Genomic DNA, 21868 nt, shown 5'->3' on the forward strand with positions numbered 1-21868 from the left:
TCAGTGTTTTACATAAATACATTACTTATGATACGGTTCCCCACGATTAATCCGAAACGCTCTATACACTTGCTCAAGCAACACTAATCGCATTAATTGGTGTGGCAATGTCATCTTTGAAAAAGAAAGTGATTCATTTGAACGCTTCATCACTTCTGAGCTTAGTCCAAGTGATCCACCAATTACAAATGCGACTTTACTCTTTCCGTATGTAGCAAGGCGATCTAGACTTACCGCAAATTCTTCTGATGACTTTTGCTTTCCTTCTATAGCTAATGCAATCACATGCGTGTCATCAGAAATTTTATCCAGTATACGTATACCTTCTTTTTCTTTTACAATTAACATTTCTGCTTCACTTAAATTTTCTGGCGCCTTTTCATCAGGCAATTCAATTACTTCTACTTTTGCGTATGCAGATAATCGTTTTAAGTATTCTGCTATACCTTGTTTCAAATATTTTTCTTTTAATTTCCCAATTGAAATAATCGAGATATTCACACGCATCCTCCACCTTACAAACATGTTATCCACAAAACTTATCCACATATCCACAAATACTACCTACATATTGTGTGAGAATATGCGTTCGATACAACATATGTCGCCTCGTTTTGACAAAATTCACATGTTTTTTTCTCTTTTTCTGAGTTATCCACATTGTTGATAACTGGCGCAACTTCACACTCATCCACAATAATATCTAACGCTAATTCAACATGTTCTAAACAACAAGGTAAATTCATTTTCTTCGCCTCACTTTTCTACAATAGAAAACAGGAGGTAGGCCCTCCTGTTTTTAATACTTTTGAATGCCTAATTTTACTGTTGTTGTTACTCTTTTTGTACCACGATAAAACGTAAGAGTCATTTTATCATTAATTTCCTTATCATATAAGGCCGTACGGAATCCAATAATATCGCGAATCGGTTTTCCATCTACCGCCACAATAACATCATGTTCTCTTAAACCAGCATCCGCACCTGGCGAAGGACTTTTCACATCCAAAATACAAACTCCCTCTGTTACAGTACCTGGTAAATGTAATGTTTTTGACCAATAATAGTTTGGAATTTCATTTAATGACCTAAGTTCAATCCCAACATACGGTCTTCTTACTTTTCCATACTTCTCAAGTTCATTCATAATCGGAACAGCTCTATTCACCGGAATAGCAAGGCCAATTCCTTCTACTTCTTTTGCAGCAATTTTCATTGAATTAATACCAATTAATTGTCCTGCTGCATTTACAAGTGCACCGCCACTATTACCCGGATTAATCGCTGCGTCTGTTTGTAACACTTCTACTTGCCAATCATAATGTCCATCTTGATCTAAATCTACAGGGACAATACGTTCATTAGCTGAAATAATACCTTGTGTAACTGTTCCAGAAAATTGCAGCCCAAGTGGGTTTCCAATCGCAATGACTGGCTCTCCTCTACGAACAGTATTAGAATCGCCAATTTCAATTATTTTTTTCACATGCTTTGCATCTATTTCTAATACTGCTAAGTCTGTGACTACATCGGTTCCTAATACTTTTCCAGGAACCTTCTTACCGTCACTTAGACTTACTTCAATACGATTCGCTCCAGCTACAACATGATTATTCGTTACAATATAAGCTTGACCATCTGTCTTTTTATAAATTACTCCTGATCCTGTACCGGCCTCTGAATCTGCCTCTGAAAAGTTATCTCGTTGAATGTTAATAACACCCACAACAGCTTCAGATGCACGATCAACAGCATCTACAAAGCTAATCTGTTTAATCCCTTGAGCTTCCGCCATATTACTTCCGCTTGCTTCAGCTTGCGGAAGCGTATCAGCAGAATTTGAAAATAAAGGCGCTCCAAACGCAAATAAAGAAGCTCCTACAATTGTTCCCGCTATACTAGAAAGAACTATACCTTTGTGCTTCTTTTTTCCTGCACGTTTCATACGATAATTTTCTTCATCAATAAAGGACATATTTGTTCACCTATCTTCCTGAAAACAACTATATTCACCTTTATTGTTTACTAAAATGAAGAATTATACGTATTGAATTTTTGTAGGCATTTTTGGATCTGTATCGTGAATTTCAAAGGATTCACCCACTCCAAATCCTTTTTCCTCTAATACTTGTGATACTGACATACGCGCTAGTTCTTTCATGTTATTATCTAAGCTTAAATGGGCTAAATAAATATGCTTTGTCTCATCTGTAATTACATCTGCCATCGCTAATGCAGCATCCTCATTACAAACATGCCCAACGTCACTTAAAATACGTCGTTTAATGCTCCATGGATAACGTCCCATACGAAGCATTTCTACGTCATGATTACTTTCAAATACGAAAGCATTAGCTCCCTTAATAACGCCCTTCATACGGTCGCTTACGTATCCCGTATCTGTAATAAGTGCTAATTTTCTATTATTGTTATGGAAAGCATAAAACATCGGTTCTGCTGCATCATGAGAAACTCCAAATGACTCGACTTCAATATCACCAAATGTTTTCACATCCCCAACTGAGAAAATGAACTTTTGCTCAGTTGGGATATTTCCTATTAAATGTTCCATTGCATTCCATGTTTTCTCATTCGCATAAACAGGTAGATCATATTTACGTGCCAATACACCTAATCCTTTAATATGATCACTATGCTCATGCGTTACAAGAATACCTGATACATCATTTATATTCAGTTCTGCCTGTTTAAATAAAGCCTCTGTTGCCTTACCACTTAAACCTGCGTCGACTAGTAATTTTTTTTCATCGGTTCCTACGTATAGCATATTTCCTGTACTTCCACTTGCAAGTACGCTAAAATGCAACCCCATTCTTTCTCACTCCAGTATGTTCTTCCACCACTTGATTTTCCTTTTCCCCTAATTCCATAACTTGTCCTTCAATTGCATTCACAAAGAAGTCCTGCTTCTGCTCCGTTTTTAAATTCCACGTTGGAGCAAGTACTTGGTTATTAGAAGTAGATGCGGTAAGAGTGGCATAACCAATTTGTGCTTCTTTAACATGCGTATTTCCATGAATTTTATTTTTTAAATACAAATTTTCTAAAGCTGTTTGAGCCGTAATAATTTCTTGGTCTTTCGTTTTTTCACCTTCGCCCATTTCTTTTAAATCAGTTAGCATTGTCTGCGTATATGAAACAAGTTCATTTTTTTCATTTAATTCCACAACAATCATCGCCTGATTATTATAGAAAATAGGCTTATCTTTATATTTTTGAAAGAAATAAATTTTAGAGTCTTTCACCGCTCCAAATTCATACTTTTGTCCATCTAATACATAGTTCTTCAAAAATTCATTATACTTATCTTTTGATAATGATTTCGTATTTAAAAAAGGCTCTTTTAGCTTACTTTCTATCTTATACATATTTTGTATATGCACCGTTTGATTTTTCAAAGACTGTATATCTTCTTCTTTAAAGGCTTTATTTTCCGCTCTAATAAACGACTCTTTTTTCGGTTCTTTAGGGATATTCCCCATAGTAATTTTGTTTGCTTTTAATTCTTGATCTATCTTTGTTTCTGCAATAAGCTCCAATTGATTACTATCTTGCTTTTGAATGAATTGAAAAATGAGAAAGAGGTCCAAAACAAAAAAGGTCACAATAAATATGGTTTTAATCCGATCCCAATCCATTTAGTCCTCCCTCACTCCACTCATAGATTTTCTGTTTACCTGTTTCACCTTCAACAAGCTTTACATACCAAATTGGTTGTAGTCGAACTACTTGCCCATCTAGTGATAACTTGTATCCAATGCCAATATCCTTAATTACTTGTTTCTTTATCTCTGGATTATTTTCTAGGGATGCTATTACAACATGCCCTGACGGAAGAGTAACCTTCTGTTCTATACCTTTAGTATTTAAAGACAGCAGCGGTCTTTCATATTCCATTACTTCTTCTGATCCCCATATTTGTCTCAATTCAGCTAATCCATCTTCATTGAATACTGAATATCCATCTTCATTTAAACGAAATACTGTCTCTCCTTTATTCATATAGTCCAAACGATATGAATCCAAACTCCCACTGTGACCACTTACGAATTCAAAGCTTTTTTGTAAAAGCATTAAATTATCTATCGTTTTCTCAGTTAAGACAGAAGAGTTTTTATACTTTAGCATGTGACGATCGTTTTCAATTTCCATGGATCTAATACCATCTGTAAATGTTTCTTTCGACATCTCGGTAATCGGACTTAAATAACGAGGATCACTAAACAGAGCATTCTTAAACGTATCAACTGCTAAATTAGATGAAATATATGTTATATTGTTTAACTCTGTCGTTCCATCTGGTAAAAATAACTTTTTCATATCATTGAGTTGATAATCAAAATAAGGCTTTGCTGATACTATAAATTGATTTTGGGCATTTACAATATCTTTTAAATACACACCACTTAGTTTTGCCTCATATATTTTAAAGTTATCACCATCAGAAACAAAGTTAATTTTAATTTCTTGATCCTTACTTCGAGAAGGATCGAGGAGAATACGATTAAAGTGTTTAGGCTTATCTGTACTCTTCTCTTTCATGTTAAACATGGATTTAACTGCATCAAATGGGATGTCGGTAGGGAAAACCAGTTCAACTTTCCCTTCACCATGCACATATGAAAGGAAATCACCCTTAGTGATTGATATCTCTCTAAAATCATGTAGTTCCCCTACTTCCAGAGGCTTATAGATTGATTCTATATCTGCCTCTCTTCTGCTCCCATAATGATTTTTATCTTTATGCACGATGATAGAAGTAGGACGGACAACATCGGAAATTTTAGTTTGGTTCATTCCTTCATTCCCCTGTACAAATTTCGCGTTTTGCATGGATGTAGAATCTGGCACATACGTCCATAGGTTAAAAGTAAGAAATAGGCTAATTACAACTAGGTTAATTAAAACTATTGTTTTAAAGTTTTCCATACTCATTCCCAATCGTCCTCTTCATCTGCTGCCATTGGTAACGTGAAATAAATAGTTGTCCCTTTTCCTTCTTCACTCTTCGCCCAAATAGAGCCACCATGTGCCTCAATCATTTCTTTTGCAATTGCTAATCCAAGTCCCGTACCACCCATTTGTCTTGAACGAGCTTTATCTACGCGATAAAAACGTTCAAAGATTTTATCAACGTTTTCTTTTGGAATACCCATTCCTTGGTCACTTACGCTAATTTCTAATAAATCACCGCGATCACGTAAACGATATGTTACTGTTCCACCTTCTGGTGAATACTTTAATGCGTTAGAAATAATGTTATACAGCACTTGAGTAATTTTGTCAGTATCCATATCAATAAACCTAGATTTTTTAGAGAAAGATCGTTTGAAACTTACATTTTGCTCTTTAGACATTTCAAAGCGATCAATAACATTATTAAAGAAATCAGTAAAGTCGACCCATTCTTTCATTAAACGGTGCTCTGTACTATCAAGTTTAGATAGCTGTAACAACGCATTTACAAGTCTAATCATTCTTTCTGTTTCTTCTTGTGTAACCGTTAAAAATTGTGGTGCAATATTCGGATCCTGCCACGCTCCATCTGTAAGTGCCTCTAAATAACTGCGCATCGTCGTTAATGGCGTCCTTAATTCATGAGAGACATTCGCCACAAACTCACGGCGTTCCCGTTCTATACGCTCCTGCTCTGTTACATCATATAGTACAGCAATTAAGCCATTTGCCTTCCCTGTTTCTTTTTGAATAACAGAGAAGCTAGCACGTAAAATATATGGTTCGTTTCTCGTACTAAAATCTAATAAAACAGAATCTGGCTCTTCATATAAATGATCGAGCGTAAATTCTTCCTGTATCCCTAATACCTCTAAAACAGATTGATCGAGCGCTGTTTCACGAGAAACATTTAACATCTTTTCCGCAGGGTCATTTAGTAAAATAATATCCCCTTTTCGGTCAGTAGCAATTACTCCATCTGTCATATGTGATAAAACAGATGATAATTTACGCCTTTCACTTTCCGTAGAAGAACGAGCTTGTTGTAATTTTTTTGATAAATTATTGAAGGATAATGCCAGTTGTCCAATTTCATCATGGCTATGCACTTTTACTTTTCTCGAATAATTTCCTTTTGCCATTTCGATTGCTTGTCTCCGCATATCTGAAATTGGTCTTGTAATTGTTTGAGCCAATAAAATTCCAAGTACGGCCGTTACTAATAAAGCAATTACTGTTCCAGTAGCAAAAATTTGGTTTATATCCTTCATTTGTTTATATACATCTTCCATAGATGCCACAATGTAAATAACACCAAGCGCATCCTTACCGTTATCATCTAGAATCGGAGTAAGCATAACTTGAACACGATGACCTGTACTACCATCCTTCTCAATTTTCACTTCCGGCTTTTTTTGTACTAACACTCGCTGAACAGCTATATCAGTTGATGTTCGATTCACCTTATTCTGCTTTGATTCATCTGAAATAGCCAGTAACTTTCTATGCGAATCAAATACGCTTACCTCTTGTATAACTTTCTTCTGATCAGAGGCAAATTTTCGAATTGAAGTTTTAATCGTTTCATCTGTTGACTCTGTTTCTGCTTTTGTATAACTTTTTTTAAACTCTTGCTTCAAATTATATGATAATAAGTTTGTTTGCTGCGTTAAAGAATCCCTAAAACCTTGTACTAGGCTCTTCTCTAATTCCCTTACGAAATACACTCCAATAACTTGCATCGCTATTAATATTAATAGCATATATATAAGCACAAATTTTAAATGAATAGATTGAAAAAAACCAACTTTCTTCATATACTATTCCTGCTCTGGGTCACGCAAGTAATACCCTACTCCACGTCTAGTTACAATTAAAGTAGGATGGCTTGGATTATCTTCAATTTTTTCACGCAAACGACGTACTGTTACGTCTACTGTGCGCACATCTCCAAAATAGTCATAACCCCAAACTGTTTGTAATAAATGTTCGCGTGTCATAACTTGTCCCAAATGTTTCGCTAAATAATGTAGCAACTCAAATTCACGGTGCGTAAGCTCGATGTTTTCCTCTCGCTTCGTTACACTATATGCATTTGGATTAATTACAATTGGTCCAATAACCATTTCTGTATTTTCCTCTTTTTCTGCAGCACCACCTTGTTGATGACGGCGTAAATTCGCCTTCACACGAGCAAGTAATTCCCTCGTACTAAATGGCTTCGTTACATAATCATCTGCCCCAAGCTCAAGCCCTAATACTTTATCAATCTCAGAGTCCTTTGCTGTAAGCATAATAATCGGCATTTCTGAACTTTTACGTATTTCACGGCAAACCTCTAAGCCATCTTTACCTGGTAGCATAATATCTAATAAAACCATATCTGGTTGTTCTTCATTAGCCTTTTCAATTGCTTCATCACCATCATGCGCCATTACTATTTCAAAACCTTCTTTTTCTAGGTTAAACTTCAAAATATCTGCAATCGGCTTTTCATCATCAACTACTAAAATTTTCTTTCCCATCATCGTCTATTTCCTCCTTATAAAAATATGGTCAATAATCCCTAAACATATTGATGTTTACATAGTATGTCCTATATGACCGCATCCTTTGTTTAAGTATTTTCTCCTCTATTCTCATAGACTCATGTATGATCCACTTTTACACGGCATCCTATACGATCTATAGAAAAACCTCTAGCTTCAACTGCTAGAGGCTCCTCGTTCTATTTTAAAATAACTACTCAGTTTTGTAAAATTACATAAATAAAAAGGATATTAAGTGGGCCCACTTAATATCCTGAGAGTGGCTCGGGACGGAATCGAACCGCGACACGAGGATTTTCAGTCCTCTGCTCTACCGACTGAGCTACCGAGCCAAAACTATATATAAAACCACTAATGGTGGTATAAACAAAAGTGGCGGTCCCGACCGGGGTCGAACCGGCGATCTCCTGCGTGACAGGCAGGCATGTTAACCACTACACCACGGGACCAAAAATAAGCAAAAAAAAACATGACCCGTACGGGATTCGAACCCGTGTTACCGCCGTGAAAGGGCGGTGTCTTAACCACTTGACCAACGGGCCACGAAAAATAAAATGGTGAGCCATGAAGGACTCGAACCTTCGACCCTCTGATTAAAAGTCAGATGCTCTACCAACTGAGCTAATGGCTCATACTCACCAACGTCATATTTTCGTGACGACAAGATGTATCATAACATGTATTCTGTATTTATTGCAATACTTTTTTTCGTTTTTTATAAAAGAATAAGAAAAAACTCATGCGGACATGAGTTTTTTCTAAAAAATATTAATTAAGCTTCGTATACGTTACGAACAATATTTGTTTGGTTACGATCTGGTCCAACTGAGAACATAGATATTTGAATTCCTGTTAACTCAGAAACACGTTCTACGTATTTTCGTGCATTTTCAGGAAGTTCATCTAATGATTTTACACCAGTAATATCTTCTTCCCAACCTGGAAGCTCTTCATATACAGGCTCACATTTTGCTAAAATGTTTAAGTTAGCTGGAACTTCATCAATAACTTCGCCATTGTATTTGTAAGCAACACAAATTTTAAGAGTTGGAATACCTGTTAAAACGTCGATAGAATTTAATGATAGATCCGTTAAACCACTAACACGACGTGCATGTCTTACAACAACGCTATCGAACCAACCTACGCGGCGTGGACGACCAGTTGTCGTTCCATACTCGCGACCAACTTCACGAATTTGATGACCAATTTCATCATGAAGCTCAGTAGGGAATGGACCATCACCAACGCGGCTTGTATATGCTTTACATACACCTACAACGCGAGTAACTTTCGCAGGACCAACTCCAGTTCCAACTGTTACACCACCAGCAATTGGGTTAGAAGATGTAACGAATGGGTACGTACCATGGTCAATATCAAGCATAACACCTTGTGCACCTTCAAATAATACACGGTGATTATTATCTAATGCATCATTTAATACAACAGACGTATCACATACATATTGCGCGATTTGTTGCCCGTACTCGAAGTACTCTTCGAAAATTTCTTCTACAGTGAAACCTTCTGTATCATACATTTTTTCAAATAAACGATTTTTTTCTACTAAATTGCGCTCAAGCTTCTCTTTAAATGCTTCACGGTCTAAAAGATCAGCCATACGAATACCAATGCGAGCAGCTTTATCCATATATGCAGGACCGATACCTTTTTTCGTTGTACCGATTTTGTTATCACCTTTACTTGCTTCTTCTAACTCATCTTGTTTTAAGTGGTAAGGTAAAATAACGTGTGCACGGTTACTTACACGTAAATTATCAGTACTTACACCACGATCGTGTAAGTATTTTAACTCTTCAAGTAATGCTTTTGGATCTACTACTAATCCGTTTCCGATTACACAAATTTTCTCTTTATAGAAAATACCAGATGGAATTAAGTGTAATTTATATTTAACTCCGCCGAAAACAATTGTATGTCCCGCGTTATTTCCACCTTGATATCTTGCAACTACTTCCGCATGCTCAGAAAGAAAATCAGTGATTTTACCTTTTCCTTCGTCGCCCCATTGTGTTCCTACAACTACTACTGAAGACATTATTAAAGCACCTCCGCAATTTTCAAACGATCTATTCAAACAATATAATTGTACCAAAACCGAAAAAGAAGTCAACCGAAAAGCGAACATTTTTTCACAAAAAAACTTTTTCGTTCGTAAGAATTATATATTTAACTTATGAAAGCCTTATCTTTCTTATAAAAAAAAAGAAACACATCTTATTATAAGAAATGTGTTTCTTTTTTATACTGCCTTTATGCCGGTGGAGCATGTCCATCCTCAAAACGACGTTCTAAGTTAACGAACTTATTGAACTCTTTGACGAATGCAAGTTCCACTGAACCTACTGGACCGTTACGCTGTTTTGCAATAATAATTTCAATTGTATTTTTGTTTTCCGTTTCTCGATCATAGTAGTCTTCACGATATAGGAAAGCTACAATATCGGCATCCTGCTCAATACTTCCAGATTCACGAATATCAGACATCATCGGGCGTTTATCTTGACGAGATTCTACACCACGAGATAACTGTGATAAAGCAATAACAGGCACTTGCAATTCACGTGCGATCCCTTTTAAGGTACGAGAAATCTCTGATACTTCCTGCTGACGGTTTTCTCCTGATTTCCCACTTCCTTGAATAAGCTGCAAATAGTCAATCAAAATCATACCAAGACCTTGTTCTTGCTTTAATCTACGACATTTTGCTCGAATCTCATTTACTTTAATACCTGGCGTATCATCAATATATATACCAGCATTCGAGAGACTCCCCATTGCCATTGTTAACTTTGCCCAATCATCAGAAGTTAATGAACCAGTACGAAGTCTTTGTGCATCAATATTCCCTTCTGCACAAAGCATACGCATAACAAGCTGGTCGGCACCCATCTCCAAACTAAAAATCGCTACATTTTCATCCGTTTTCGTCGCTACGTTTTGTGCGATATTTAATGAAAATGCCGTTTTCCCTACTGATGGACGTGCTGCCACGATAATTAAATCATTTCGTTGGAAACCTGCTGTCATCTTATCTAATTCAGTAAACCCAGTTGGTATCCCAGTAACTTCACCCTTTTGATTATGCAAAAGTTCAATTTTGTCATAAGCATCTACAAGAACATCTTTAATGTTTTGGAATGCTTTTGCATTCGTTTGATGGGATACTTCTAATATTTTTTTCTCAGCCTCATTTAAAAGACCATCTACATCATCTTCTCTCTCGTATCCATCCGATACAATATGAGTTGCCGTACGAATTAAACGACGTAAAAGCGCCTTTTCAGCGATGATGCGTGCGTAATATTCTACGTTAGCTGCAGTTGGCACAACTTCTGCTAACTCTGCTAAGTAAGAAACCCCGCCAACTTCTTCTAGTAATCCTTGATCAGCCATTGCTGATGTCATCATTACTAAGTCGATCGGCTCTCCCTTATCAGATAACCCAAGCATGACTTCAAAAATCTTTTGATGTTTCGTTCGATAGAACGAATCAGGTACCAATAACTCTGATGCTGAAGTTAACGCATCTTGATCAATCAATATGGCCCCTAAAACCGCCTGCTCAGCCTCTATATTATGCGGAGGGGTACGATCAGCAAGTACATCACTCATACGCAATCCTCCTTGCTTAATTTATTTTTATTGTTCACTAACATGAACTTTTACTGTTGCTGTTACTTGTGGATGCAATTTCACAGTAACGTTTGTATAACCTAACGCGCGGATTGCATCGTCCATTTCAAATTTACGTTTATCAAGCTTAATTTTGTGTGATTTTTGCATTGCATCCACGATTTGTTTACTTGTGATAGAACCAAATAAACGGCCACCTTCTCCAGATTTCGCCTTTAATTCTACAGTTAATTTCTCTAAAGTCTCTTTTAACTCTTTTGCATTTTCAAGCTCTGCTGCTGCATCTTTTTCTTCTTTACGCTTTTGAGCTTCTAAAGTTTTCATACTGCTATTTGTTGCTTCAGCAGCTAATCCTTGTTTTAGTAAGAAGTTATTTGCATAGCCATCCGGTACGTTTTTTACTTCTCCTTTTTTACCTTTACCTTTTACGTCTTTTAGAAAAATTACTTTCATGATTGTGTGCCTCCCTGTAAATAGTCATCAATAACAAATCGAAGCTTCTCCTCAGCTTCATCTACTGTAACATTTTTCATTTGTGTGGCTGCATTCGTCAAATGCCCGCCACCGCCTAAGTTTTCCATAATTAGCTGCACATTCACTTCACCTAAAGATCTGCTGCTAATTCCAATGAGATTCTCGCCACGTTTTGCAACAACAAATGATGCAATAATCCCTGTCATCGTTAATAACGTGTCTGCTGATTGCGCAATAAGCACTTGATCGTAGTAATCATCACTACCAACTTTAGCAATCGCAATTCCATTTTTATAAATGTACGCATTTTTTATAGCTTTTGCAACCCGTAAATACTGATCCATATCTTCCTTTAAAAGTTCTTGTACAAGTACAGTATCTGCACCATGTGAGCGCAGATAAGAAGCAGCATCAAATGTACGAGCCCCTGTCCGGAACGTGAAACTTTTCGTGTCGACAATAATACCCGCTAACAATGCCGTCGCTTCTAACATTGTCATCTTTAAATTTTTAGGTTGATACTCAAGTAATTCTGTAACCAATTCTGCCGTTGAAGAAGCATATGGTTCCATATAAACTAGCAATGGGTCTTCAATAAAATCTTCTCCACGGCGATGATGATCAATAACTACTACATTTTCAATTTTATGTAACAGTTTTTGCTCCATCACCATAGAAGGTTTATGCGTATCGACAACAACAAGTAACGACTCATCATTTGCAAATTCCATCGCTTGCTCTGGAGTAATAAAATGAGACCATAACTCCTCATTTTGTTTCACTTTGTCCATCAAGCGCTTAATTCCTTTATCGGAATCATTTTCATCTAACACAATATATCCTTTACGCTCATTTAATTGAGCAACTTTTAAAATACCAATCGCAGCACCAATTGCGTCCATATCGGGAGCCCTATGCCCCATAATAATGACATTACTACTTTCTAATACTAAATCCTTTAACGCATGCGAAATGACCCTAGCGCGTACACGGGTACGTTTTTCAACCGGATTTGTCTTACCTCCATAGAACTTAACTTTACCTGTCGCTTGTTTAATAGCTACTTGGTCTCCCCCACGCCCAAGCGCAAGGTCTAAACCAGATTGAGCCATTGCTCCAAGCTCTGATAAAGGTAAATCACCTGATCCAACACCGACACTTAATGTAAGTGGTATATTCCTTTTAGATGTTTCTTCACGCACCTGATCTAAAATACTAAATTTCCCTTTCTCCATCTGCGTCAGAATACTTTCATTTAGCACAACGAAGAATCTTTCTGAAGATGCACGTTTTAAATATGCACCATACTTAAGTGCCCATTCATTTAGTCGTGATGTCACAAGACTTGTTATATTCGTACGTAGTTGATCATCTAATCCTTGTGTAACTTCATCATAATTATCCAAATAGATGACAGCTAAAACAGTCCTTTGATCCTCGTACATCTTTTCGATTTCTGTTTGTTCCGTTACATCAAAGAAATAAATTAACTTTTCTTCTTTCCTTACAAAAACGCGAAACTTTCGATTATTTAAAGAGACTATATCATCAGAAGTTTCTCCTTTAATGAAAAGAAGTAATGTTTCTGATACATCGTAAAGGTGCCATCCAGCTAATGCATGCTGTCCCAGACATGAAGATAAATAAGGATTTGCCCAATCAATCCCATAATCCTTATTGTATAACAAAATACCAATCGGCATTTGGTTAAATGCTTCATTACTTACTTTCTTTACTCTTGTAATCATATCTGTCGTATGCTTTTCGAAATTCCTTTGAAAATTAAGTTCAAATCGTATAACGATAAAGAATACAATACAAAAAATGACAAAAGCAGCTATTCCCATAATTAAATGAAAATAACAGAGAATTGAAATGAGCACAAACACAAAAAATGCCAATACATAAACAGGATATAAAAACCACTGTTTCTTATCAAATTCAGGCATGTATACAACTCCTATAAAGTAAAACTAACTCACCTTCCAGTTAGTTAAACAGATTAAAATAGTATAAGGAATATTATTTTATCCACCTATTTTAGAACGCAATGAAATCCCTAAGTCAATTATACCTAAGATTGTCACAAGAGGAAACAGCATCGGAATAAACATGCATGCAATAAAACTAATAATAGGAACCCCTTTAGTAAAACCTTTTCTATACGCTAAAAAGGAGATAAATGTTAGGCCTTGCAGTACAAGCAATAGTGCAAATATTACATTTAGGTTAGAAAATACCATATGTAAATATGATGTTGGTTCTACTTTTATAAAAGTTGCTAATAAAATAAATATAACGTAATACCAAATGATACTCTTTGGTAATTGTATATCTTTAAATTTAGGCCAAGATATAACTTCATATTTTAACTTTTTCAAAACACTACCTGATATTATCACTGTAATCCAAGAAAAACATACTGAAACTAGCACAAGTATACTCGGAAGTAACGATTGTAATATATCATTCATTTGTGCAAGTAACTCTTTTTGTTCCTTACTAATCGGCATACCAGTAGCACTTACTATCTTTTCACTTTTCGCCATACTTTCACTAAACATACTTTGCATTTGCTTCATTATATCTATGTTGAAAAACTTTATACTTGCAACATAAATAAGTACAAAACCAATTAAGTATGCAAGCGTCCCCGCTATTAAGATTTCCACTGGCTTTTTTCTTGTTTTATACATATATCCTAAAACAATGCCTATCAATCCAAACATAATTGTCTTCACTAAATTCAGCGGTTGACTCACAATAATAGTAACAAAAAGTGCCGCTACAAAAACCAAGAGCACATTAGATAGTTTATGTCTTATTATTAATAGTATAAATGGTAACGGCAACGCAAAAGTTACAACTGTACCCAAAATCGGAACATACATAGATATAAGCAATAAAATTGCATATATAGCTAATAATGCTGCACCTTCTGTAATAAACTTTGTTTGTTTCACATTTTAACCTCTCTTTCAAAAAAGAAAAGCATAGCAAAATGCACAGTAGAGTCCGACTCTACTGTGCATTTCATACGCTATTATTCACCAACATATGGTAAAAGTGCCATTTGACGAGCACGTTTAATTGCAACTGTAAGTTTGCGTTGGTATTTTGCGCTTGTTCCTGTTACACGACGAGGTAAAATTTTACCACGCTCAGAAACGAAACGTTTTAATAAATCAACATCTTTATAGTCAATGCGAGTGATGCCGTTAGCTGTGAAGAAACACACCTTACGACGTTTCGCACGTCCACCTTTGCGTCCTGCCATGTCTATTTCCCTCCATTCTTTGTTAAAACTAACAAATTTACTGTATTAGAACGGTAAATCGTCGTCGGAAATGTCGATCGGTTGACCTACATTTGAAAATGGATCGTCATTCTTCGTAAATCCAGAGTTACCTTGGTTACCTGAATTACTAGATTGACCAAATGGGTTAGAGCCTTGGTTACCGAAACCAGCTCCTGATGGTTGCTGATTAAATGAACCACGTTGCTCCCCACCGCCATTACGCGGCTCTAAAAATTGCACGCTTTCCGCAAGAACTTCTGTTACGTATACACGTTTACCATCTTGTCCCTCGTAATTACGAGTTTGAAGACGTCCATCTACGCCTGCTAAGCTACCTTTTTTCAAATAATTTGCTACGTTTTCTGCTTGTTTACGCCATATTACACAATTAATAAAGTCAGCTTCACGCTCACCTTGTTGATTGGCAAATGCGCGATTCACAGCTAACGTAAAAGTAGCTACTGCAACACCATTGGGCGTGTAACGTAAGTCAGGGTCCTTAGTTAAACGACCAACGAGGATAACACGATTCATCAATCGAACCACTCTCCCTTATATATCAATTATTTTTCTTCTTCTTTAACAACGATATGACGAAGGATATCTTCGTTGATCTTAGCTAAACGGTCGAATTCGTTAATCGCTTCTGCGTTAGATTTCACGTTTAAGATCATGTAGAAACCTTCACGTAAGTCGTTGATTTCGTAAGCTAAACGACGCTTACCCCACTCTTTCGTGTTAATGATTTCTGCACCATTGTTTGTTAAAACACCTGCAAAACGTTCAACTAAAGCTTTTTGAGCTTCTTCTTCAACGCCAGGACGAATGATGTACATAATTTCGTACTTTCTCATTACACTTTCACCTCCTTTTGGTCTAAACGGCCCGTAATGGGCAAGGAGCAATTAATTTATAGTAATTACTCACGAGTTTAGATTATATCATAGTAAGTTATATGAATCAACTCACCAATACATAAAAAACTTGGCAAACATATAATATATTTGCCAAGCTCATATCTTTATTTTTCCTAGGAAATATTAAATTAAACGTTAAAACGGAAGTGCATAACATCTCCGTCTTTTACGATATATTCTTTTCCTTCTAAACGTACTTTTCCAGCCTCTTTTGCAGCTGTCATAGAACCGTTTGTCATTAAGTCATCGTAAGAAACTGTTTCTGCACGAATAAATCCACGTTCAAAGTCTGTATGAATAACACCAGCACATTGTGGTGCCTTCATTCCTTGTTTAAATGTCCAAGCACGTACTTCTTGAACGCCAGCCGTGAAGTAAGTAGCAAGTCCTAATAAATTGTATGCAGCACGAATTAATTGATCTAAACCAGATTCTTCAATGCCTAGTTCTTCAAGGAATACTTTTTTCTCTTCCTCGTCTAGTTCAGCGATTTCTTCTTCGATTTTTGCACATACAACGATTACTTGAGAATTTTCATTTGCAGCAAATTCTTTTACCATTTTTACGTATTTGTTTTCAGAAGGATCCATAACATCATCTTCACTTACGTTTGCTACGTATAGCATTTCTTTCGTTGTAAGTAAATGAAGGCCTTTAACGATTTTCATTTGCTCTTCTGTAAATTCAACAGTACGAGCCGGTTTGCCCTCTTCAAAAGCTTCTTTTAAGCGAACTAAAATTTCATGCTCGTATACTGCTTCTTTATCTTTTTGTCTTGCTAATTTTGCAACACGCTCGATACGTTTATCAACAGATTCTAGATCCGCTAAAATTAGCTCTAAGTTGATTGTTTCAATATCATCAATCGGATCTACTTTCCCTGAAACGTGCGTAATATTTTCGTCTTCAAAACAACGAACAACTTGGCAAATTGCATCTACTTGGCGAATGTGCGATAAGAATTTATTTCCTAATCCTTCACCTTTACTAGCACCTTTTACGATACCCGCAATATCAGTAAACTCAAATACAGTCGGAACAGTTTTTTTCGGTTCTACTAATTCCGTTAATTTATTTAAACGCTCATCTGGTACTTCTACAATCCCTACGTTTGGATCAATTGTACAGAATGGATAGTTTGCAGATTCTGCTCCTGCTTGTGTAATTGCATTAAATAAAGTTGACTTCCCTACGTTAGGTAATCCAACAATCCCAGCCGTTAATCCCATATTTTTCACTCCTATGTCTCAATCTTTCATCATTATAGATAGTAACGAAAAAAATGACAAGTTTCCGCCAAACGAAAAAAAGTAACAGTTACCTACTGTAACTGTTACTCTCGCTCTATTCTTCGTGCTTCACAAGTATTTTTTTCACCTTACGATCAAACTCTCTTCGAGGAATCATTACTGAATGGTCACACCCCTCGCACTTAATGCGGATATCCATTCCCATACGAATAATTTTCCAACGATTCTCGCCACATGGATGGGCTTTCTTCATTTCCACAACATCATACAAGTTATATTCCTTTTGCTCCACTCTCCAAACTCCTCTCCATACTAAATTGCTTTTCCACTAACTAATTCTTCACGATTATATAAAACCATACGTGGATATGGAATTTCAATTCCATGTAAATCAAGACGATTTTTAATCTCTTTACGAAGTGCCCTTGCAATAACTGCATGTTGCATCGGCTCTACTTCAGCAATAACACGTAATATAACTTCTGAGGCAGCTAATGTTTGCACACCTAATAATTGAGGTGTTGTTACCATTTTCTCGTACTTTGAAGGTAATTCTACTAATAAATCTTCAATAACTTGCTCTGCTTTCGCAATATCAGCCTCATATGAAATAGATATATCAACAAACGCTACACTATTACTAACTGAGTAGTTAGTAACTTGAATAATACTTCCGTTTGGTAAGGTATGAATTTCACCTGTCCAACTCTTTACTTTCGTTGTACGAAGTCCAATTTCTAAAACGACTCCTTCAAATTGACCGATTTTAACATAATCACCAACTGAAAACTGATCTTCTAACAAAATAAATAAACCTGTAATAACGTCTTTCACTAAACTTTGAGCGCCAAATCCGACAGCTAAACCAATTACCCCAGCACCGGCTAATAAACCTGATGCATTAATATTAAACACACCTAAAATCGCAATTAACATAATGAACATAACAACGTATGCCACGATATTTTCAAGTAACTTTGCTACTGTAACTGTACGACGTTCTGAAATTTGAATTGGAGAACGACTTCCCATACGAAACGCATTTCGTACAACCGCTCTTGCAATTCGCACAACAACCGCACCAATTGTTAAAATAATGCATATTTTTAATGTCGCAACTCCAATATGAGCCCAACGATCAGCATCTAATAAATACTGTTTCATAGAATTAAACCACTTCGCTAATAAATCCATGTACCTCTACCTCTCTAGCTAAATTTTCTTTTTAGTTACCCTTATTATTGTATCAGAAGTCCCCTAATTGCTGAAAAAATTTTATGATTTTAATCCTATTTTATCCCCGATATCCAGGTATAAAATGGAACGAATATATATATACTAGTACTATTATTTCCATTTTCATTCACATTTTGCAAAAATTACGCAATTATAACTTTCCATTTTCCTCACCATATAACATATATTGAAAATTTATTAAAAGGATGGGTGCTTCATGAACATTGGCAGTTTTCGCTTACCATTTTTTGAGAAAGAAACTCAAAACGTTATGCACCAAGATCTAGAAGCCTCTGAGATAATCAGTAATTTCTTACTTACCCATATTCCTATTAAAACTAATATACCAATCATTCTCGTTTGTATCGGAACAGATCGCTCTACAGGTGATGCACTCGGCCCGTTAGTTGGTACAAAACTTGAACAAATAGACATCCAAAACTTCCAAGTATTCGGTACGCTAGATGAGCCAGTACATGCGCTAAATTTAGAGGAGAAAATTCAGAATATACAGAAAGAAAATCCTACTGCATTTATAATTGCTGTTGATGCCTGTTTAGGAAAATCTCAAAGTATCGGTTCTATCACTACCGGAATGGGGCCTAGTAAACCTGGAGCTGCAATGAACAAGAAATTACCTGCAGTTGGTGATTTACATATTCATGGCATCGTAAATCTAAACGGTTTTATGGAGTTTTTCGTCCTGCAAAATACAAGATTAAGTTTAGTCATGAAAATGGCTGATGTAATTGCACAAAGTATAAAAGAAACAGATCAAAAATTATCTGTATTAAAAAAGGCAAACCATCTATAAATAATAAGATGGTTTGCTTTTTAGTTTTTCTGCGCTAATAATTCTAAAATACGATTTAAATCCTCTTTATTGAAAAATTCAATTTCGATTTTACCTTTTTCTTTTTTCGTTTCTTTAATTTTCACATCTGTGCCAAACTTTTCTCTTAAGAACGTTTCACGTTCTACGAAAAATATATTCCGCTCTTTTTTCACTTTTTTTGTTTCACGTGAAACGTGTTGATTAATCTCTTGAACGATTTTCTCTAATTGACGAACATTTAATCCTTCTTTTTCAATGCGTTTCAATAAGGACTTCAATTGTTCTTCATCTTTTATCGTAAGTAAAGTTCTCCCATGAGCCATTGAAAGTTGACCATTTGCAATCATATCTTGTACGAAAGAAGGTAGGCTTAATAACCGAGTATAATTTGCAATGTAAGGTCTGCTTTTACCAAGACGTTTCGCTAATTGTTCTTGCGTTACATTTAGCTCATTCATTAACATCTGGTATGCCATTGCCTCTTCCATAGGATTTAAATCTTCTCGTTGTAAGTTTTCTAACAAAGCAAATTCCATCATTTGCTGTTCAGTTAATTGTCTTACAACCGCAGGTACTTTTTCTAAACCAGCCTCTTTTGCAGCACGAAATCGTCTTTCACCTGCAACAATTTCATATCCTTTAATACTCTTCCTAGCAATTAATGGTTGTAGAATACCGTGTTCCTTAATCGAAATTGCTAATTCCTGAATCGCCTCTTTATTAAAGTGTTTACGCGGTTGATATGGATTCGGCCTTAATTCAGTTACAAGAATCTCCTGAATTGTTTCCTCTTCTTTCACATCTAAATCAGGAAAAAACACATTAATTCCTCTTCCTAATCCTTTAGCCACCTGCAATCACTTCCTCTGCTAAATCTATATATACTTCTGCTCCTCTTGATTTAGCGTCATACTGCATAATAGGTTTCCCATGACTTGGAGCCTCGCTCAAGCGTACATTACGCGGAATAATCGAGCGATATACTTTATCCCTAAAATACTTTTTCACTTCATCTATAACTTGGATCCCTAAATTTGTACGGGCATCCAACATTGTTAACAATACACCTTGAATTGCTAAATTTTTATTTAAATGTTTTTGTACAAGTCGAACTGTATTTAATAGCTGACTTAACCCTTCTAGTGCGTAATATTCACACTGTACAGGAATAATAACAGAATCTGCTGCTGTTAATGCATTAATCGTTAATAACCCTAAAGATGGGGGACAGTCGATAATAATATAGTCATATTCATCACGAACTGGCTGTAATGCTCTTTGCAAACGTACTTCCCGGGAAATAGTCGGTACCAATTCAATTTCAGCACCAGCTAATTGAATTGTAGCGGGTAGAACATCTAAGTTTTCAGTTGCGGTTTTCTGTATAACCCCTTGAACATCTGCATCTTCCACAAGAACGTTGTAAATACATTGATCTAATTCAGATTTTTCAATTCCCACACCAGTCGTTGCATTTCCTTGAGCATCAATATCTACAAGAAGGACTTTTTTACCTACTTGCGCCAATCCAGCCCCTAAATTAACAGATGTTGTTGTTTTTCCAACACCGCCTTTTTGATTAGCAATAGCAATGATTTTTCCCATGATGTCACCTACTTTCAACCTTTCTATCTTATTCTAGTAACAATTACGTTTATTGTAACATGAAATAAAACTTTTTCTTTTACGTCCTTTATTAAACTTCAAAATTTATTTCTAAACTCCTTCTTCATTTAACAAGAAAATATAGTAAAAGAGACCTCTCCAATAGGATAAGGTCTCTAGCACGTCATTATTATTTTTTCTTTGGAATTTTAATTGTAATTTGATAGTACTCATCAAATTCTTCTTCCTCAGAATTAACATTCAAACCACTTTCAGTAACCATTTGTAAAGATTGTCTAATTGTATTCATAGCAATCCTCGTATCTCGACTTACTGCTTTTTGCTTTGCCTTACGCTTCGGTTTCGCTTCCTCTAGTAACTTCGCAATTCGTTCTTCTGTTTGCTTTACATTTAGTTGTTTCTCCACAATTTCCTGTAAAACCTTCAGTTGTAATTCCTCATTTTTTAAAGGAATGAGAGCGCGGGCATGACGTTCTGTAATGCTTTTTTCTAATAATGCACTTTTTATTTCTTCAGGCAACTTTAACAATCGCAACTTATTTGCGATTGTAGATTGTCCTTTTCCAAGTCGTTGTGCCAATGCTTCTTGTGTTAAATTATGTAACTCAATCAGCTTTTGATATGCCACAGCTTCCTCGATTGCCGTTAGTTCCTCACGTTGCAAGTTTTCAATTAAAGCTACAGAAGCTGTCTCTGTATCATTTAAGTTCTTTATAATTGCAGGAACCTTTTCCCAACCTAACTTTGTTGCCGCGCGAAAACGTCTTTCTCCAGCAATAATCTCGTACTTATCATCCTCATATTGCCTTACAACAATCGGCTGAATAAGTCCATGTGTACGAATTGTTAATGCTAGCTCATCAATACGCGCATCATCAAAAACTGTTCTTGGTTGATAACGGTTAGGGGTAATATTTACTATCGGAATTTCTTGTATTTCTTCATATACCTTTTTATCTATCTCTTCATGGCTTTCGTCTTGTAATTCGAATTCGCTCTCTTTATCTCCAAAGCCAAATAAACGAGAAAACGTATTTTTCATACAT

23 protein-coding genes and 4 tRNA genes are annotated in these 21868 nt (G+C 35.9%); 1 reads left to right on the plus strand and 26 read right to left on the minus strand.

All coding sequences use genetic code 11. The annotated features are described in order from the left end of the window. Positions 1–21 precede the first annotated feature (21 nt). From rlmH to AXW78_RS26325, 23 genes are all read right to left on the minus strand, one after another. Entirely contained in the window at positions 22–501 is a 480-nt protein-coding gene (gene rlmH, locus AXW78_RS26215) for a 23S rRNA (pseudouridine(1915)-N(3))-methyltransferase RlmH (RefSeq protein WP_001027003.1), read from the minus strand. Between the two features lie 59 nt (positions 502–560). After that, on the minus strand, positions 561–746 hold the full coding sequence (locus AXW78_RS26220; RefSeq protein ID WP_061884820.1) for a CxxH/CxxC protein: 186 nt from the start codon (positions 744–746) through the stop codon (positions 561–563). Between the two features lie 53 nt (positions 747–799). After that, positions 800–1975, minus strand: coding sequence for a S1C family serine protease (locus AXW78_RS26225; RefSeq protein WP_000008030.1), 1176 nt, complete (start codon positions 1973–1975; stop codon positions 800–802). Positions 1976–2038: 63 nt separating this feature from the next. After that, positions 2039–2833 carry an MBL fold metallo-hydrolase gene (locus tag AXW78_RS26230; protein WP_000522837.1) on the minus strand — a complete coding sequence of 265 codons (795 nt, stop codon included), beginning with the start codon at positions 2831–2833 and terminating at the stop codon, positions 2039–2041. Next, positions 2817–3659: a two-component system regulatory protein YycI gene (locus tag AXW78_RS26235; RefSeq protein ID WP_061884821.1), complete on the minus strand. Its 843-nt coding sequence runs from the start codon at positions 3657–3659 to the stop codon at positions 2817–2819. The genes AXW78_RS26230 and AXW78_RS26235 overlap by 17 nt, the downstream gene beginning before the upstream one ends. Then, positions 3640–4956, minus strand: coding sequence for a YycH family regulatory protein (locus AXW78_RS26240; protein WP_061884822.1), 1317 nt, complete (start codon positions 4954–4956; stop codon positions 3640–3642). Before AXW78_RS26240 ends, AXW78_RS26235 begins: the two co-directional genes overlap by 20 nt. Further along, a complete protein-coding gene (gene walK, locus AXW78_RS26245; RefSeq protein WP_000755369.1) occupies positions 4953–6794 on the minus strand; it encodes a cell wall metabolism sensor histidine kinase WalK in 1842 nt (613 codons plus the stop codon). Before walK ends, AXW78_RS26240 begins: the two co-directional genes overlap by 4 nt. Before the next feature lie 3 nt (positions 6795–6797). Then, positions 6798–7505: a cell wall metabolism DNA-binding response regulator WalR gene (gene walR, locus AXW78_RS26250; RefSeq protein WP_000971865.1), complete on the minus strand. Its 708-nt coding sequence runs from the start codon at positions 7503–7505 to the stop codon at positions 6798–6800. A 281-nt stretch (positions 7506–7786) separates the two neighbouring features. Next, positions 7787–7858: transfer RNA gene (locus AXW78_RS26255), tRNA-Phe, on the minus strand. Between the two features lie 41 nt (positions 7859–7899). Next, positions 7900–7975 (minus strand) — tRNA-Asp (locus AXW78_RS26260). 21 nt (positions 7976–7996) lie between these two features. Further along, positions 7997–8068: transfer RNA gene (locus AXW78_RS26265), tRNA-Glu, on the minus strand. Positions 8069–8081: 13 nt separating this feature from the next. Then, positions 8082–8157: transfer RNA gene (locus tag AXW78_RS26270), tRNA-Lys, on the minus strand. Between the two features lie 141 nt (positions 8158–8298). After that, the gene (locus AXW78_RS26275; protein ID WP_000100238.1) at positions 8299–9588 is read right to left on the minus strand and encodes an adenylosuccinate synthase; all 1290 of its coding nucleotides are present in this window, start codon (positions 9586–9588) and stop codon (positions 8299–8301) included. Between the two features lie 215 nt (positions 9589–9803). Next, complete coding sequence (gene dnaB / locus AXW78_RS26280) at positions 9804–11165, minus strand: replicative DNA helicase (protein ID WP_001286148.1); 1362 nt, start codon at positions 11163–11165, stop codon at positions 9804–9806. Positions 11166–11192: 27 nt separating this feature from the next. Then, complete coding sequence (gene rplI / locus AXW78_RS26285) at positions 11193–11639, minus strand: 50S ribosomal protein L9 (protein ID WP_000864228.1); 447 nt, start codon at positions 11637–11639, stop codon at positions 11193–11195. Further along, on the minus strand, positions 11636–13609 hold the full coding sequence (locus AXW78_RS26290; protein ID WP_061884823.1) for a DHH family phosphoesterase: 1974 nt from the start codon (positions 13607–13609) through the stop codon (positions 11636–11638). The genes rplI and AXW78_RS26290 overlap by 4 nt, the downstream gene beginning before the upstream one ends. 78 nt (positions 13610–13687) lie before the next feature. Further along, positions 13688–14623 (minus strand): YybS family protein, encoded by a 936-nt coding sequence (locus tag AXW78_RS26295; protein WP_061884824.1) that lies wholly within the window; start codon positions 14621–14623, stop codon positions 13688–13690. 80 nt (positions 14624–14703) lie between these two features. Then, positions 14704–14937: a 30S ribosomal protein S18 gene (gene rpsR, locus AXW78_RS26300; RefSeq protein ID WP_000918873.1), complete on the minus strand. Its 234-nt coding sequence runs from the start codon at positions 14935–14937 to the stop codon at positions 14704–14706. A gap of 45 nt (positions 14938–14982) precedes the next feature. Next, positions 14983–15495, minus strand: coding sequence for a single-stranded DNA-binding protein (gene ssb / locus AXW78_RS26305; RefSeq protein ID WP_000981966.1), 513 nt, complete (start codon positions 15493–15495; stop codon positions 14983–14985). Between the two features lie 26 nt (positions 15496–15521). Further along, positions 15522–15812, minus strand: a complete 291-nt coding sequence (gene rpsF / locus AXW78_RS26310) for a 30S ribosomal protein S6 (protein WP_001233778.1) — start codon at positions 15810–15812, stop codon at positions 15522–15524. 191 nt (positions 15813–16003) lie between these two features. After that, positions 16004–17104, minus strand: a complete 1101-nt coding sequence (ychF, locus tag AXW78_RS26315; RefSeq protein ID WP_000524671.1) for a redox-regulated ATPase YchF — start codon at positions 17102–17104, stop codon at positions 16004–16006. A 115-nt stretch (positions 17105–17219) separates the two neighbouring features. Further along, complete coding sequence (locus tag AXW78_RS26320; protein WP_000435485.1) at positions 17220–17417, minus strand: DUF951 domain-containing protein; 198 nt, start codon at positions 17415–17417, stop codon at positions 17220–17222. A 20-nt stretch (positions 17418–17437) separates the two neighbouring features. Continuing rightward, positions 17438–18319 carry a mechanosensitive ion channel family protein gene (locus AXW78_RS26325; protein WP_061884825.1) on the minus strand — a complete coding sequence of 294 codons (882 nt, stop codon included), beginning with the start codon at positions 18317–18319 and terminating at the stop codon, positions 17438–17440. Positions 18320–18578: 259 nt separating this feature from the next. Here AXW78_RS26325 and yyaC point away from each other — a divergent pair, with 259 nt between their 5' ends. Next, positions 18579–19175, plus strand: coding sequence for a spore protease YyaC (gene yyaC, locus AXW78_RS26330; protein WP_061884826.1), 597 nt, complete (start codon positions 18579–18581; stop codon positions 19173–19175). A gap of 20 nt (positions 19176–19195) precedes the next feature. Here yyaC and spo0J read toward each other — a convergent pair whose 3' ends face one another. The 3 genes from spo0J to noc all read right to left on the minus strand — a co-directional run bounded on the left by spo0J (position 19196) and on the right by noc (position 21864). Further along, on the minus strand, positions 19196–20047 hold the full coding sequence (spo0J, locus tag AXW78_RS26335; RefSeq protein WP_001051832.1) for a stage 0 sporulation protein Spo0J: 852 nt from the start codon (positions 20045–20047) through the stop codon (positions 19196–19198). Beyond that, on the minus strand, positions 20040–20801 hold the full coding sequence (gene soj, locus AXW78_RS26340; protein ID WP_000516114.1) for a sporulation initiation inhibitor protein Soj: 762 nt from the start codon (positions 20799–20801) through the stop codon (positions 20040–20042). The genes spo0J and soj overlap by 8 nt, the downstream gene beginning before the upstream one ends. Positions 20802–20991: 190 nt before the next feature. Continuing rightward, entirely contained in the window at positions 20992–21864 is an 873-nt protein-coding gene (noc, locus tag AXW78_RS26345; RefSeq protein ID WP_000799016.1) for a nucleoid occlusion protein, read from the minus strand. Positions 21865–21868: the final 4 nt, after the last annotated feature.

This window comes from Bacillus thuringiensis (assembly GCF_001595725.1).
Taxonomy (GTDB): Bacteria; Bacillota; Bacilli; order Bacillales; family Bacillaceae_G; genus Bacillus_A; species Bacillus_A thuringiensis_K.

Coding starts and splice junctions, on each gene's coding strand:
- AXW78_RS26220 (WP_061884820.1), bottom strand. CDS start 746: ATGAATTTACCTTGTTGTTTAGAACATGTTGAATTAGCGTTAGATATT.
- AXW78_RS26225 (WP_000008030.1), bottom strand. CDS start 1,975: ATGTCCTTTATTGATGAAGAAAATTATCGTATGAAACGTGCAGGAAAA.
- AXW78_RS26230 (WP_000522837.1), bottom strand. CDS start 2,833: ATGGGGTTGCATTTTAGCGTACTTGCAAGTGGAAGTACAGGAAATATG.
- AXW78_RS26235 (WP_061884821.1), bottom strand. CDS start 3,659: ATGGATTGGGATCGGATTAAAACCATATTTATTGTGACCTTTTTTGTT.
- AXW78_RS26240 (WP_061884822.1), bottom strand. CDS start 4,956: ATGAGTATGGAAAACTTTAAAACAATAGTTTTAATTAACCTAGTTGTA.
- walK (WP_000755369.1), bottom strand. CDS start 6,794: ATGAAGAAAGTTGGTTTTTTTCAATCTATTCATTTAAAATTTGTGCTT.
- walR (WP_000971865.1), bottom strand. CDS start 7,505: ATGATGGGAAAGAAAATTTTAGTAGTTGATGATGAAAAGCCGATTGCA.
- AXW78_RS26275 (WP_000100238.1), bottom strand. CDS start 9,588: ATGTCTTCAGTAGTAGTTGTAGGAACACAATGGGGCGACGAAGGAAAA.
- dnaB (WP_001286148.1), bottom strand. CDS start 11,165: ATGAGTGATGTACTTGCTGATCGTACCCCTCCGCATAATATAGAGGCT.
- rplI (WP_000864228.1), bottom strand. CDS start 11,639: ATGAAAGTAATTTTTCTAAAAGACGTAAAAGGTAAAGGTAAAAAAGGA.
- AXW78_RS26290 (WP_061884823.1), bottom strand. CDS start 13,609: ATGCCTGAATTTGATAAGAAACAGTGGTTTTTATATCCTGTTTATGTA.
- rpsR (WP_000918873.1), bottom strand. CDS start 14,937: ATGGCAGGACGCAAAGGTGGACGTGCGAAACGTCGTAAGGTGTGTTTC.
- rpsF (WP_001233778.1), bottom strand. CDS start 15,812: ATGAGAAAGTACGAAATTATGTACATCATTCGTCCTGGCGTTGAAGAA.
- ychF (WP_000524671.1), bottom strand. CDS start 17,104: ATGGGATTAACGGCTGGGATTGTTGGATTACCTAACGTAGGGAAGTCA.
- AXW78_RS26325 (WP_061884825.1), bottom strand. CDS start 18,319: ATGGATTTATTAGCGAAGTGGTTTAATTCTATGAAACAGTATTTATTA.
- yyaC (WP_061884826.1), top strand. CDS start 18,579: ATGAACATTGGCAGTTTTCGCTTACCATTTTTTGAGAAAGAAACTCAA.
- soj (WP_000516114.1), bottom strand. CDS start 20,801: ATGGGAAAAATCATTGCTATTGCTAATCAAAAAGGCGGTGTTGGAAAA.
- noc (WP_000799016.1), bottom strand. CDS start 21,864: ATGAAAAATACGTTTTCTCGTTTATTTGGCTTTGGAGATAAAGAGAGC.